Genomic DNA, 13,865 nt, shown 5'->3' with positions numbered 1-13,865 from the left:
ACCGCGGCCAGGACGACGCCGCAGAGCTCGCCGCCCGGGCCGGTGAGCCCAGGGCGACGAGTGATCCGGCCGTACGGCGGATGTGGTGACGCGTGGAGCCGGTACCTCGAAACCGAGGCCAACGGTTCTAGCCCACCTTCTTGCCATCCGGGTTCACCGCGTACCACTCGGCGCCGAACTCCTTGAGCTTCTGCCCCTTGGTGTCGCCGGGCTTCTCGTCCTTGGCGAAGTAGTACAGCGGGTGCTTGTTGTAGGTCACCTGCATCTTGCCGTCGGCGCGCTTGAGCGTGCCGAGCAGGTTCGCCTTGACGCCCTCGCCGGCCTCGGGCTTGCCCTCGGAGAGGACCGGAGGCCAGGCCTCCGCGCAGGCGCCCGTGCAGGACGACTTGCCGTTCTTGTCCTTCTCGAAGAGGTAGGCCGTGTGCTGGTTCGTACCGACGACGATCTTGCCGATTCCCGAGGGCATGACCGAGAGCTTGGCGGGACCGGTCTCGATGGGCATCGGCGTCATCATCTCCGAGGGAGACATCATGCCGGGCGACGTCTCCTCACCGGCGGAGACGGGGCTGGCTTCGCTGGTGTCGGCATCGGTGCCGGCGCCGCAGCCGGTCGCCAGAACGCCGAGCGCGAGCGCACCCACGTATAGCAGTTTCTTCATGTTCGGCCTCCAAGGCAGTAGGCGAATACGGCTATCTAGGAGACACGTCGCCGGGCCTTTTCACCGGCTAGACACGAAGTACTGAGAGATGCCTTTACAAGTCTTTTGAATTGCGGCCCCGAGCCATTCCGTACGGGGCGCCGAGTCGGCACTGATCGGCCGTACAGGGCGGATATATCGGGAAGCTCACGTTCTCCGGCCGCATCCGTGAGCTGCGGTGAGCCGGCCGAGCTCCGGCGGGATCTCGGTGATCCGGTTGCCGTAGACCGTGAGAACCTCCAGCCGCGGCAGCGCGCGAGGGCGGCGGGCAGCGCGGTCAGCGCGTTGCCGTCCGGGTCGACGCGGCGCAGCGACGTCAGCTCGCCGATGGCGGGCGGCACCGAGGTCAGCCCTCGGCCGGGGGCGTGCAGGGCGACCGGCACCCCGTTCGCGAAGCGGAGCACGCCTTCGGGCAGCGCCGCGAGATCGGTCATGCTGTGCGACTCCTGCGCCGAAATGTAACGATGCTGCGTGTTTTACATGCGTAAATCATGATCTATCGGTAGCGTTGGCGATCACCACGAAGCACTACGGGACGGGACAGATGAGCACGGAGCAGGCGCCCCCGGGAATCAATCCGAACATTCCGAGCGTGGCGCGGATCTACGACTATCTTCTCGGCGGGAAGGACAACTTCGCCGCCGATCGGGCCGCCGCCGAGAAGGTCATCGAGCTCACGCCCAACGTCCGGGAGGGCGTCCAGGCCAACCGGCGTTTCCTCAGCCGTGCCGTACGGTTCCTGGCCGGGACCGGGATCCGCCAGTTCCTCGACATCGGCGCCGGCCTGCCCACGCAGGAGAACGTGCACCAGGTGGCGCTGCGCGCGGCGCCCGACTCACGCGTCGTCTACGTCGACAACGATCCCATCGTGCTCGCGCACGGGCGGGCCCTGCTGGCGGACAGCGCGCAGACCATCGTCGTGGACGGCGACCTCCGGGAGCCCGGCGCCATCCTCGACGATCCGCGGGTCGGGGGCCACCTCGACTTCGACCGCCCGGTGGGGCTGCTCATGCTCGCCGTGCTGCACTTCATCCCCGAGGACGAGCTGGCGGGGCAGGTGGTCACCACCCTGCGCGGCCGGCTCGCCCCCGGGAGCGCCATGGTGATCAGCCACCTCTCCTTCGGCGACCTCGACGAGGACGCGCTGCGTGAAGGCCGCGAGCTGTACGCCCAGACGTCGGCCGGAAACGCGACGCCCCGGACCCGGACGCAGATCCTGCGGTTCTTCGACGGGTTCGAGCTCGTGGAGCCCGGCCTGGTCTCGACCGGCGACTGGCGTCCCGAGGCGGGCGAGCCCGCGCTGCCCAAGCTTCCCGGCGTCGACGGGTTCAGCGGGGTCGGGCTGCTTCGATAGTGCGCCCATACTTGGTGGATGCTGAGCAGCCACCGCCTGAGGGTGCTTCTCGAGGTCTTCAGGACGGGGAGCATCGCCGGAGCCGCGCGTAATCTGCGGCTCTCCCCCTCCGCCGTGTCCCACCAGCTCTCCCGGTTGGAGGAGGAGGCCGGCGTGGGGCTGGTGGAGCGCGCCGCGCACAGCCTGCGGCTCACCGCGGCCGGGCGGCGGCTCGCCACCCGGGCGCACGAGGTGCTCGATCTCATCGAGGCCGCCGAGAAGGACCTGCTCGCCCAGGCGCGGGCCGACGCGGGGCAGCTCCGCATCGGGTTCTTCGCCTCGGCGGGCTACCGGCTGCTGCCGCTCGCGCTGTCCACCTTCACCGCCCGGCACCCCGCCGTCGAGCTGGATCTCGTGCTCGGCCAGCCGCACGAGCTGCTGCCCGACGTGGAGCGGGGCGCGCTGGACGTGCTGGTCGTCTTCGAGCACGCCCTCGACCCGTGGAAGCCGCCCAAGGGCGTGGAGGTCACCCACCTGTTCGACGAGCCGCAGCTTCTCGTGCTGCCGCTCGGCCACCCGGCCGGCCAGCGTCCCCGGGTACGGCTCGCCGACCTGGCCGAGGAGCCGTGGATCACGACGTACGGCACGGACACCCCCGTATCGGTGCTGGAACGCGCCAGCGCGCTGGAGGGGTTCAGCCCGACCATCCGGTGCCGGAGCGACCACTACGAGGTGACGCTCGGCCTGGTGCGCGCCGGGCTGGGGGTGGCGCTGGTGCCCAGCCTGGGCGCGCACGGCGCCAGCGGCATCCAGGTCTGCCAGGTGGACGCGCCCAAGCTCTACCGGAGGATCGGCGCGGCGTCTCGGCCGACCAATCCGAACCCCGCGCTCCGGTCCTTCCTGGACTATCTCCGCGACGCCTCGGCCCGGTTGCGCCTCGCGCTCCGCTGAACCGTGTTTGTTCGCGCTCGCTTCGCTCGCGCGGGCTCGGGGCGCCCGAAGTCGGCTCGTGCCCTCGTCACGTCCTCGCTCCGGGCGTTCCTCGGTTACTTCACCGCCGCGCCCCTCGCGGTGCAGTGGACGAGCGCGGCGATGGCGCGGCCGACCTCGCGGATGGCCAGGACCAGGTCGTGCTCGCTGCCGTCCGGCCCGTGGGCGAGCACGGCGTAGCCGAGCCGCCGGGTCCCGACGAGCAGGCCGACGTCGGCCCGGGTCCCGGCGTCGGTGCCCGTCTTGTTGGCCACCCACACCCCCGGGTACGGCACGGCCTCCGGGATCTCCCGGTCCTCGGGCTCGTGCGGCAGCAGCGCGGGCACCAGGCTCCGGTCGGTGTTGTGCGCCATCCAGCCGAGCATCAGCCGCTTCCACGGCTCCTCGCCGTCCAGGGCGGCGGCGAGGGCGGCCAGCTCGCGGGCCGTGCCGAGGGCGAAGGCCGGCGGGTGGACGGGCAGCCGGGGCTCCCTGATCCGGTCCAGGATCCGGGTCCGGACCAGCCCGAGACCGGCCGCGATCGCGGCCACCCGGTCCAGGCCGAGCCGCCGCAGCAGCGCGTTGGTCGCGGTGTTGTCGCTGACCGACGCGGTGAGCAGCGCCAGGTCCCCGATCGTCCAGGTCCGGGCGGACAGACCGATCAGCAGCCCGGATCCGGCCGCGTAGTCGTCCTCGGCCAGCTCGACCGTCTCGCCGGGGTCGAGCTCGCCGCCGGCCACCCCCTGGGCGACCGCGGCGAGCAGCAGCAGCTTGCCGGTGCTGGCGAGCGGCAGCTCGACGTCCTCGTTCACGCCGAGCAGGCCGGGCACGCAGGCGGCGAGCGTCCCGGGGCAGGACGCGGCGACCTCCTCGACCCGGGCGGCCGCCGCCCGCACCCGCTCGTCAACCGTCATGGCCTCATCGATCCCGCTGGTCAATTTCCACTCCACTGTCACAGCGCCAGCACCGTGCCCGGCCGCGCGCCGGTCTCCACGCCCTCGCGGGCCACGAGCGCGCCGCCGACCACCACCGCGTCCACGCCGGCCGGAGGCAGCAGCGGGTCGGTGAAGGTGGCGCCGTCCGCCACGGTGTCCGGGTCGAAGACCACGAGGTCGGCGAGCGCGCCGTCCCGGATCACGCCCCGGCCGGTCAGGCCGAATCTGGCGGCGGCCATCCCGGTCATCTTGTGCACCGCGCTCTCCAGGGTGAGCAGGCCCAGGTCCCGGACGTAGTGCCCGAGCACGCGGGGGAACGTCCCGGCCCAGCGCGGGTGCGGCCGGCCGCCCGGCTTGGGCACGCCGTCCGAACCGATCATCGTGTACGGCGCGGCCAGGACCCGCCGGACGTCGTCCTCGATCATGGAGTGGCTGATGATCGTCACCTCGCCGCCCTCCGCGAGGAGGAGCTCGGCGGCCGTGTCGAGGGGGTCGGCGCCCGCGGTCGCGGCCAGCTCGGCGATGGTCCTGCCCTCGGTCTCCGGGTGGCGCGGGGCGCAGGCGACCGAGATGCGGTCCCAGCCGCCGTTGCCGACGGTGTTCTCCCAGCCGGGCACACCCTCGGCGATGGCGCGGCGCATCCGGTCCCGCTCCTCCGGGCTGCCCAGTCTGCGGGTCAGCGCGGCCATGCCACCGTCGTTCGCCCATGGCGGGAGCATCGCGGCCAGCGCCGTGCTCCCCGCGGTGTACGGGTAGACGTCGCAGGTCACGTCCATTCCACCGGCCCGCAGCTCGGCGATCCTCGGCAGGGTCCGCTCCGTGCGGCCCCAGGCGTACCGGCCGGCGGTCTTGTGGTGGGAGACGTGCAGTGCGGCGCCGCTGCGGCGGGCGATCTCGACCGCCTCCTCCAGCGCCTCCTCCACGCGGGACATCTCGTCGCGCAGGTGGGTGACGTACGGCTTGCCGTGCCGGGCCGCGACGGCGGCCAGCGCCACCACCTCATCGGTGCTCGCGTACGTGCCGGGGGTGTAGATGAGGCCGGTGGAGAGCCCGGCGGCGCCCTGGGACAGGGCACGGTCGAGCAGGTCGCACATGGCGGCCAGCTCGGCCGGGGTGGCGGGCCGGTCCACGGGACCGAGTACCCCGGCGCGGAGCGTGCCGTGGCCGACGAGGGAGGCGAGGTGGTTGGCCCTGGGCACCCGGGCGTGCGCCTCGGCGAATCCCGCGAAGTCCTGATATATGCCGACGTCGCCGCCGAAGGAGACGCGGGCGTCCGCCCGCATCGCGACCACCCGCTCCGGCAGCGCCGGGAACAGGCTCGATCCGCAGTTGCCGCAGATCTCCGTGGTCACGCCCTGGAGCACCGCGGCGCGTACCAGCTCCCGGTCGTCCTGGCCGAGCAGCGCGACGCCGTCGGAATGGGTGTGCACGTCGATGAAGCCGGGGGCGACGGCCCGCCCGCGGGCGTCGATCACCTCGGCCGCGGCCGCCGCGGCACCCGGAGGGAGCACGGTCAGCCGGCCGCCGGCCACGGCGACGTCGGCTTCCCGGCCCGGCCGGGCCGTACCGTCGAACAGGAGGCCTCCGCGGATCAGGAGGTCGAAACGGCTCACAGGACCTGCCCGAGGAAGGCGCGGAAACGGTCGTTACTGGGATTGGCGAGGACCTCGCGGGGGTTGCCCCGCTCCACGATCACACCGCCGTCGACGAACACGAGCTGGTCGCCGACCTCGCGGGCGAAGCCCATCTCGTGCGTCACCACCATCATCGTCATGCCGCTCGCGGCGAGGTCGCGCATGACCGCGAGCACCTCCTGGACGAGTTCGGGGTCGAGCGCGCTGGTCGGCTCGTCGAAGAGCATCAGCTTGGGCCGCATGGCCAGGCTGCGGGCGATGGCGACGCGCTGCTGCTGGCCGCCCGAGAGCTGGGCGGGATAGTGGCCGGCGCGGTCGGCCAGGCCGACCCGCTCCAGCAGCTCCTCGGCCTGCCTCCGGGCCTCGGCCCGGGGCGTGCGCAGCACGGTGACCGGGCCCTCCATCACGTTCTCGATCGCGGTGCGGTGAGGGAACAGGTGGAACCGCTGGAACACCATGCCGATCGGACGCCGCTGCCGGCACAGCTCCGCAGGGGGGAGCAGGTGCAGCCGGTCGCCGCGCTCGGCGTACCCCATCAGGTCGCCGTCCACCCAGATCCGGCCGGAGTCGATGGTCTCCATCCGGTTGACGCAGCGCAGCAGCGTCGACTTGCCCGAGCCGGACGGGCCGACCACGCACACCACCTGGCCGTGCGGGACGTCGAGGTCGATGCCCTTGAGCACCTCGACCGCGCCGAACCGCTTGCGGAGGGAGCGGATCTTGACCATCGGCTCGGCGTGCCCGTTCGTCATGCCGGCTCCTTCGCGAACGGCCGCAGGTTACGGCGGACCCGCGCCCCCAGCGCGGCGTGACCGCGCTCGAACCGCTTCTCGATGAAGTGCTGGCCGATGCTGGCGATCGTGGTGAGCACGACGTACCAGATCGACGCCACGATGAGCATCGCGATGACCTCGAAGTTGCCCAGGTAGATGCGCTGGGCGACGGTCAGCAGCTCGGCCCCGGCGATGACCGAGACCATCGACGTGGTCTTCAGCATGGAGATGAACTGGTTGCCGGTGGGCGGGATGATCACTCGCATGGCCTGCGGGAGCACCACCCGGCGCAGCACCTGCCGGTGCGACATGCCGAGCGCCTCGGCGGCCTCGCGCTGGCCCGGGTCCACCGAGCGGATGCCCGCCCGCACGATCTCGGCCATGTACGCGCCCTCGTTGATCGCGAGGCCGAGCAGCGCCGCGGTGAACGGGGTGATCAGCTCGTTGGCCTGCCACTCGATCAGCTTCGGGCCGCCGAACGGCACGCCGATGCCGAAGGACGGGAAGACGAGGCCGATGTTGAACCAGAAGATCAGCTGCACCAGCAGGGGCGTGCCGCGGAAGAACCAGGTGTAGAGCGCCGACGTGCCGCGCAGTACGGGGCTGTCGGACAGCTGCATCACCGCGGCCATCACGCCGAGGACCAGGCCGATCACCATGGAGAACACGGTGAGCTGGATCGTCACCCACAGACCGCCGAGGATCCGGCCGTCGGTGAGGAACGAGACGATCACGTCCCAGTGGATGTTCTCGTTGACGATGATCGTGTACGCGAGCCAGGCCAGGAAGAGCAGGGCGACCGCCCCGCCGATCAGCCGACCCGGGCGCGGGGGCCGCACCGCGTTGATCGGCAGCTCGACCGGCGGCTCGGCGGCCGGCTCCCCGTCCCGCGATCCGGGGGTGGCCCCGGCGGGCGTCACTTCCACGGCTTCGTGTTCACCAGGACCTCGGACACGGCGTTTGCGCCGACGCCGTACTCCTCGAGGACGGCCTTGTAGCCGCCGTCGGCCTGGAGCTCGCCCATGGCCTTGGCCACGGCGTCACGCAGCCCGGTGTTGCGCTTGTCGATCGCGATGCCCCACGGACCGGCGTCGTACTGCTCGGAGAGCACCTCATAGTTGCCGGTCTCATTGGCGTACATGTGGGCGACGGGGGAGTCGACGATGGTCGCGACCGCGCGGCCGGAGTCCAGCGAGAGCAGGCCGGTGGGAGCGTCCTCACTCTGCATGATCTTCATCTTGGTGGCGCACTTCTCGTTCTGCCTCTCGCCGATGGCCAGGTTGGAGCTGCCCTTGGCGAGGACCACCGTCTTGCCGCAGAGGTCGTCGAGCGTCTTGATGCCCTCGGGGTTGCCCTTCTTGACCATGATCGCGCCACCGGCGTTGAAGTAGTCGACGAAGTCGACCGCGCCGCGCCGCGCCTCGGTGTCGCTCATCGAGGACATCACGATGTCCCAGCGGCCGCCCTGGAGGCCGGGGATGAGGCCGTCGAAGGCGGCGTTGGTGATGGTGAACTTGAGCCCCAGCTTCTCGGCGATGGCGGCGCCGAGGTCGGGGTCGACTCCGGTGAGCTCCTGGGTGCCCTTCTTGTACATCTCCATCGGCGGGTATCCCTCGGACGTGGCCACCCGCAGCTCGCCGGTCTTGCGCACGGCCTCGGGCACCAGATCCTTGGCGGACTTGCCCGCCGTCGCCGCCGCGCCCTCGCCCGCGGTGGTTCCCGACGACGAACGCCCGCAGCCGCCCGCGAGCGCGGACACCACCAGCGCGCCAGCAATGGCAACAAAAAGGCGATTTGCCATGGATCCTCCTGATTTGCGAACGATTGAGCATATGCTGGCGATGGCATGTCACAGGCCCAAGAGTCGTGAACGCTTGCGGGTCTGAGCACCGAATCCTTCGATGGTCGTTCCGCGGCGAAACGGCGTCGGTGTCCGTCCCCGGCACGGTCACGTGATCAGTCGGGTCGGGATCCGCGCAGGTGGCGGCGATGTCCGCGCAGGTGGCGGCGGTGTCCGGGCCGTGGGTGGGGCTCCATCTGATCGCCCCTGAGCCCCGGGGCGAGCGGTCAGATGCCGCGCAGCGCGGGCAGCAGCTCCCGGCGCGACCAGTCGAAGAACTCGCTCTGGTGCTCGTGGCCGATCTGGACGAGGGCGACGTGGGTGAAACCAGCGTCGACGAACCGGTGTACGGCCGCCACCACGGCGTCGACGTCCGAGCCGCACGGCACCTTCTCCGCGACGTCCTCGGGTCGTACGGTCCCTGCGTAGGCGTCGAAGTTCACCGGCGCGGGCAGCTCGGCCATGACCTTCCAACCCGCCGCCGCCCAGCGCCACAGCCGGTGGGCCCGCCGCACCGCCGCCTCCCGGTCCGGGTCGTAGGCGATCGCCAGCTGGCCGTAGACCGGCTTGCCCCGGCCGCCCTCGGAGACGAACTTCGCGACCAGATCGGCGTCCGGTTCAATCGTGATCAGGCCGTCGCCGTACTCGGCGGCGATCTCTCCGGACTGGTCGCCCGAGGCGGCGATCGCGATGGGGATCGGCTCGTCGGGCAGGTCGTACAGGCGGGCGGAGTCGACGTCGAAGTGCGCACCGCGATAGCTCGTGTACCCGCCGTCGAACAGCTCCTGGATGATCTCGATGGCTTCGCGGAACATGTCGTGCCGCGTGTTCACCGGCGGCCAGCCGTGGCCGATCACGTGCTCGTTGAGGTTCTCCCCCGCGCCCAGGCCGAGCGTGAACCGTCCCTCGGAGAGGACGCCGATGGTGGCCGCCTTCTGCGCGACCACCGCCGGGTGATAACGCATGATCGGGCAGGTGACGTACGTCATGAGCGGCAGGCGCCGGGTCGAGACGGCCGCCGCGCCCAGCACCGACCACGCGTACGGCGCGTGCCCCATCTCCTCCAGCCACGGGAAGTAGTGGTCGGAGATGACCGCATAGTCGAAACCGACGCGCTCGGCGATGACGACGTCGTCCACCAGCTGCCGGGCGGGCGTCTGCTCGGTCATCATCGTGTACCCGATTTGCGTCATAGGGCACGACTACCCACCTCGGTTCGGGCCTCGCCGAGGCGGACGGTCTCTTTGCCGGCAGCGCCACCCGTCGAAGTCATGAATTTTTCACTGCCGCCGTCCGGGACTGATCCGAAGAATCGGACGTATGGCAGCGATCCAGGTGGACGGGCTCAGGAAGAGCTACGGGGACTTCGAGGCGGTCAAGGAGATCTCCTTCACCGTCGCCCGAGGCGAGATATTCGCCCTGCTCGGCAGGAACGGCGCGGGCAAGAGCACGACGATCGAGATCCTCGCGGGGTTCCAGCGCCCTGACGGCGGCACCGTACGGGTGCTCGGTCTCGACCCGGTCAAGGACCGCGCCAAGGTGCGCAAGAGCACCGGGATCATGCTGCAGGAGGCGGGGTTCTTCCCTGACCTGACCGTGGCGCGGACCGTCGACTCCTGGCGGGATCTCGTCCCGGCCGCCCGCCCCCGCGCGGAGGCGCTGGAGCTGGTCGGCCTGACCGAGAAGGCCGGGACCAAGGTGCGCCAGCTCTCCGGCGGTGAGAAGCGCCGCCTCGACCTCGCGCTGGCCACGCTCGGCCGTCCCGACCTGCTCTTCCTCGACGAGCCGACGACGGGCATGGACCCCGCGGCGCGCAAGGCCACCTGGGACGTCGTCACGGACCTCGCCGAGCGCGGGACCACCGTCCTGCTCACCACGCACTACCTGGAGGAGGCCCAGCGGCTCGCGACCACGATGGCGATCATGGACAGGGGCGCGATCGTGGCGAGCGGCGGCATGGCGGAGACGCTGGCCGCCCAGACCGGGCGGGTGGCGTTCGAACTGCCCTCGGGGGTCGAGGTCCAGGACCTGCCCGTGGACGTCACCGCCATGGAGGGGACCACGGTGATCTGCCGCGTGCCCGACCCCGACGTGGCCGCGCAGACGCTGCTCGGCTGGGCCGGCGAGCGCGGGCTGCGGCTGCGCGGCCTGGAGGTCCGTACGGCGACGCTCGAAGACCTGTTCCTCGACCTGGCCGGCAAGGAGAAGGCGTGATGACGACGGTTCGCGAGACCCTGGCGATCGAGGAGACGGCGCGATGACGACGGTGCGTGAGACTTTGGCGGCCGCCCGCCTCGGTGGCCGGATCTACTGGCGGGACAAGCAGGCGCTGACCGCGACGGTGCTGACCTCGGTCGGCCTCGGCATCGGCCTGCCCGTCCTGATGGACCGGCTGCGCAGCGGCGACCCCTCTTTGGTCGTCGCCCAGCTGATCGGCATGCTGGCGGTGGTGCTCACTCTCAGCGCGTTCAACCAGAGCGCCATCTCGCTGACCTTCCGGCGGGACCAGCTCATCCTCAAGCGGCTGCGGGCCGCCGGATTGAGCGACGGGGCGGTGCTGGGCGGCGAGCTGCTCAACATCATGACGCAGAGCGTGCTGATCGCGCTGGTCACGACGGTGGCGGTGGTGAACCTCACCTCGGCCACCGCACCGCGCGACCCGCTCCTGTTCACGGTCTTCGTGGTACTCGGCGCGACCGTGCTCACACTGCTCGGGGCCGCCTGGACCGTGGTGATCCCCCGGGCCGAGGTGTCCGCCCCGATGAGCGTTCCGTTCTTCATGATCGCGGGATTGGGGGCGGGCGCCTTCGGGCCGATGGGCCAGCTCCTCCCCGGCTGGCTGACGACCGCGCTCGACCTGCTGCCCACCGCGGCGGTGGTCAGGGTGGGCAGGGCGACCTTCGCCGACGGCACCTTCGTCGACGACCTGCAGGCGGCGGCGGTGCCCCTGCTGATTCTGAGCGTCTGGGCGGCCATCGCGCTCCTGGTGATCAGCCGCCGGTTCCGCTGGGAACCGCGCCGGTCGTAATGAAGACCCGGTCGTAATCAAGCTGGCCCGATCACGTCTGATCAAACCTGATCGAGCCGGTCATAATCGGGACGTCATGCGTATACGCTCGCAAACCCTGGCCATCGCCGTGGTCGCCACGATCTCGGTGGGATTCACAATCAACCTGATCGCCGGGATCCTGATGTACGGCTCCCTGCTGCACAAGGCGATCATGATCGCCGCGATGGCCGGGTTCTTCGTCCCCCACTACCTCCACATTCGCACGGCTCTGCGCGGACAGGCCTTCCGAGGGTTCCCGGTGGCTCTCCTCGTGCAGGCGGTGGCCACCTACGCGCCGTCCTTCGCCTTCGGCGACATGTGGTGCTACTGGATCGCCCCGATGGTCCCGATCCTCATGGGCGCGGTGCTGATCCGCCTGCGGTTCGCGGTGGCCCTGCCGATCGTGGCCTGCGCGATGGCCGTACACGCCTGGGTGTTCACCACCGTGCCGCCGGGCGGGAACCTGTCGAACGGGTTCTACTTCGCCATCACCGTTTTCGTCACCGGATTCGTGATCTACGCCGTGACCCGGCTCGTGGTCGTGACCAGGGAGCTGGAGCGGGCCCGCGCCGACCTGGCCGAGGCGGCGGTGCTGAAGGAGCGGCTGCGCATCTCCCGTGACCTGCACGACGGGCTCGGGCACAGCCTGTCCGCCATCGCGCTCAAGGGCGACCTGGCCAGGAGGCTCATCGAACGCGACCCCGCCATGGCCTCCGGCGAGCTCGACGAACTGGTCCGGGTCGCCAGAGACGCGGCGCAGGACGTACGCCAGGTGGCCCGCGGGTTCAGGGAGATGTCGCTGACGCAGGAGGTGAACCGGGGCGTCGCGCTGCTGGAGGCCTCCGGCGTCGAATGCCACGTCAACCTCGCCGAGATCGACCTCCCGAAGGCCGTCGTGGAGACCCTCGCCTGGGGTGTGCGCGAAGGGATCACCAACGTCGTACGGCACAGCCGCGCGACGACCTGCTCGATCACCACCTCCCGGCGAGGTCGGACCGTACGCCTTGAGGTGGTGAACGACGGCGCTCCCGGCCGGGACGGCGACGGCAGCGACAGCGGGCTGGCGGGACTGCGCGAACGCGCCGGACAGGCGGGTGGGTCCCTGATCGCCGAGCGCACCGGCGACAGCGGATTCCGCCTGGCCATGGAGATCCCCGTGGTCGTGCCGGCGTCCGGGTCGGAGTCTGCTCTGCCTGGCGAGACGTCTCGGACTGAGGTGTCGAGACGTTCCAGGCCGGGGGCATCAGGGCTCGCCAAGCCGGGCCTGCCAGGACATTCCGGACCTGGCGCGTCGGAGCTTTCCGAGCCGGGGATATCGGGACTTTCCGGGCCGGAGGTGTCACCGTGATCAGGGTCCTGCTGGCCGAGGACATGCATATGATCAGAGCGGCCCTGACGGCGTTGCTGCGCCTCGAATCGGACATCGAGGTGGTCGCTGAGGTGACCAGGGGCGACGAGATCGTCCCCGAGGCGCTCCGCACCCGTCCGGACGTGGCGGTCGTCGACATCGACCTCCCCGTCGTGGACGGCATCACCGCCGCGGCCGAGTTGCGCGGCCTCCTGCCCTCCTGCCGCATCCTGGTGCTCACCGCGATGGGCCAGCCAGGACAGGTACGGCGTGCCCTGCAGGCCGGCATCGAGGCGTTCCTGGTGAAGGACGCCCCCGGCGACCGGTTGGCGGACGCGATCCGCCGCACGGCCCAGGGATTGCGCGTCCTGGATCCGGAGCTCGTCGCGTCCGCGATGGAGTACGGCGCCAGCCCGCTGACTCCCCGGGAGGCGACCGTGCTCAAGGAGGCGGCCCACGGGGCGGCGGCGGAGGAGATCGCGGCCCGGCTGCACCTTTCCCCCGGCACCGTGCGCAACTACCTGACCAGCGCGATCACCAAGACCGGCGCACGCAACAAGATCGACGCCATCCGGGTGGCCCAGGACGCCGGCTGGCTCTGACAGCCGATCCCGCCTCCCGACCAGGACCGACAGATCCCATTGAGGACCCAAGGTCAGCCAGTCGCTGGGTCAAGCCCTGACGGGAGGTGCTCACCTCCATCATCACTGTCAGTCGCGGCGGCCGAGTTCTTCACAGAGAAGGCTGGCTCCGATGCCCACGAGCCAGGTGTCCTTGGCGATGGCGATTCCTTCCGGCGTAGGCCGCAGGCTGTCCTCCTGGCGCAGGCCGGGCGTCTTCAGGTAAAGGCCCATCAGACCGCCGGCGAACGCGGTGAGCGCGGCTCCCGCGAGAACGGAGGGGACGACGGGAAGCAGCAACGCCACACCGAGCGCGATCTCCGACTTGGACAGCAGGTTGACGAAGGTCATCGGGTCCATGTCCTTGAGGAAGGGATAGGCCCCCGAAGCCATCCCGTGCAGGCTGGCGGCGGTCTCCCGGTCGGCGGACGCCTTGCTGAGTCCTGAGTTCAGCATGAACAGCCCGGTGGCCAGCCGTACGGGAATCTGGTGTGGCCGGACAAGAAACCTCATATCTTCCCCCGAAGAGTGATTTATCCGGTTTGTTCGCCCTACCCGGTGGCGTCGTCGGTATCCGCTGCTTGAACGTTTATTGATCGCCACAAGGCGGCAGTTGTGCCACCGACCGGCAACCGGACTCCGTGACATGCGTGGTCTCAGCGGCGGC

At 70.6% G+C, this 13,865-nt stretch carries 14 protein-coding genes; 6 read left to right on the top strand and 8 right to left on the bottom strand.

The features are described 5' to 3' along the window. Positions 1-127 precede the first annotated feature (127 nt). The gene (locus QSK17_RS22115) at positions 128-658 is read right to left on the bottom strand and encodes a COG4315 family predicted lipoprotein (RefSeq protein ID WP_285706953.1); all 531 of its coding nucleotides are present in this window, start codon (positions 656-658) and stop codon (positions 128-130) included. Between the two features lie 583 nt (positions 659-1,241). On the opposite strand from QSK17_RS22115, the gene QSK17_RS22110 reads away from it, so the two are divergent. Continuing rightward, positions 1,242-2,051: an SAM-dependent methyltransferase gene (locus QSK17_RS22110; RefSeq protein WP_285706952.1), complete on the top strand. Its 810-nt coding sequence runs from the start codon at positions 1,242-1,244 to the stop codon at positions 2,049-2,051. 18 nt (positions 2,052-2,069) lie between these two features. Beyond that, positions 2,070-2,981 (top strand): LysR family transcriptional regulator, encoded by a 912-nt coding sequence (locus QSK17_RS22105; RefSeq protein WP_285706951.1) that lies wholly within the window; start codon positions 2,070-2,072, stop codon positions 2,979-2,981. A gap of 95 nt (positions 2,982-3,076) precedes the next feature. Here the strand turns inward: QSK17_RS22105 and QSK17_RS22100 are convergent, their stop codons facing one another. The 6 genes from QSK17_RS22100 to QSK17_RS22075 form a co-directional block, all read right to left on the bottom strand. Next, a complete protein-coding gene (locus tag QSK17_RS22100) occupies positions 3,077-3,937 on the bottom strand; it encodes a serine hydrolase (protein WP_285706950.1) in 861 nt (286 codons plus the stop codon). A 14-nt stretch (positions 3,938-3,951) separates the two neighbouring features. Beyond that, positions 3,952-5,547, bottom strand: coding sequence for an N-acyl-D-amino-acid deacylase family protein (locus QSK17_RS22095; protein ID WP_285706948.1), 1,596 nt, complete (start codon positions 5,545-5,547; stop codon positions 3,952-3,954). After that, on the bottom strand, positions 5,544-6,320 hold the full coding sequence (locus QSK17_RS22090) for an amino acid ABC transporter ATP-binding protein (protein ID WP_285706946.1): 777 nt from the start codon (positions 6,318-6,320) through the stop codon (positions 5,544-5,546). The genes QSK17_RS22095 and QSK17_RS22090 overlap by 4 nt, the downstream gene beginning before the upstream one ends. Next, positions 6,317-7,267, bottom strand: coding sequence for an amino acid ABC transporter permease (locus QSK17_RS22085; RefSeq protein ID WP_285706945.1), 951 nt, complete (start codon positions 7,265-7,267; stop codon positions 6,317-6,319). Before QSK17_RS22085 ends, QSK17_RS22090 begins: the two co-directional genes overlap by 4 nt. Next, positions 7,258-8,142, bottom strand: a complete 885-nt coding sequence (locus QSK17_RS22080; protein WP_285706943.1) for an ABC transporter substrate-binding protein — start codon at positions 8,140-8,142, stop codon at positions 7,258-7,260. Before QSK17_RS22080 ends, QSK17_RS22085 begins: the two co-directional genes overlap by 10 nt. 266 nt (positions 8,143-8,408) lie before the next feature. Beyond that, the gene (locus tag QSK17_RS22075) at positions 8,409-9,374 is read right to left on the bottom strand and encodes a TIGR03557 family F420-dependent LLM class oxidoreductase (RefSeq protein WP_285706942.1); all 966 of its coding nucleotides are present in this window, start codon (positions 9,372-9,374) and stop codon (positions 8,409-8,411) included. Positions 9,375-9,501: 127 nt separating this feature from the next. Between QSK17_RS22075 and QSK17_RS22070 the strand changes: the two genes are divergently transcribed. From QSK17_RS22070 to QSK17_RS22055, 4 genes are all read left to right on the top strand, one after another. Continuing rightward, a complete protein-coding gene (locus QSK17_RS22070) occupies positions 9,502-10,395 on the top strand; it encodes an ABC transporter ATP-binding protein (RefSeq protein WP_285706941.1) in 894 nt (297 codons plus the stop codon). 43 nt (positions 10,396-10,438) lie between these two features. Continuing rightward, the gene (locus QSK17_RS22065) at positions 10,439-11,209 is read left to right on the top strand and encodes an ABC transporter permease (protein ID WP_285706940.1); all 771 of its coding nucleotides are present in this window, start codon (positions 10,439-10,441) and stop codon (positions 11,207-11,209) included. 76 nt (positions 11,210-11,285) lie between these two features. Continuing rightward, positions 11,286-12,578, top strand: a complete 1,293-nt coding sequence (locus QSK17_RS22060; RefSeq protein WP_285706938.1) for a sensor histidine kinase — start codon at positions 11,286-11,288, stop codon at positions 12,576-12,578. Continuing rightward, positions 12,575-13,180, top strand: a complete 606-nt coding sequence (locus QSK17_RS22055; RefSeq protein ID WP_285706936.1) for a response regulator transcription factor — start codon at positions 12,575-12,577, stop codon at positions 13,178-13,180. The genes QSK17_RS22060 and QSK17_RS22055 overlap by 4 nt, the downstream gene beginning before the upstream one ends. Positions 13,181-13,288: 108 nt before the next feature. Here QSK17_RS22055 and QSK17_RS22050 read toward each other — a convergent pair whose 3' ends face one another. Continuing rightward, positions 13,289-13,711 (bottom strand): hypothetical protein, encoded by a 423-nt coding sequence (locus tag QSK17_RS22050; protein WP_285706935.1) that lies wholly within the window; start codon positions 13,709-13,711, stop codon positions 13,289-13,291. Positions 13,712-13,865 lie beyond the last annotated feature (154 nt).

It is taken from the genome of Microtetraspora sp. NBRC 16547, assembly GCF_030268965.1.
Classification (GTDB): domain Bacteria; phylum Actinomycetota; class Actinomycetes; order Streptosporangiales; family Streptosporangiaceae; genus Microtetraspora.
This window is presented reverse-complemented; position numbering and strand designations above follow the sequence as displayed.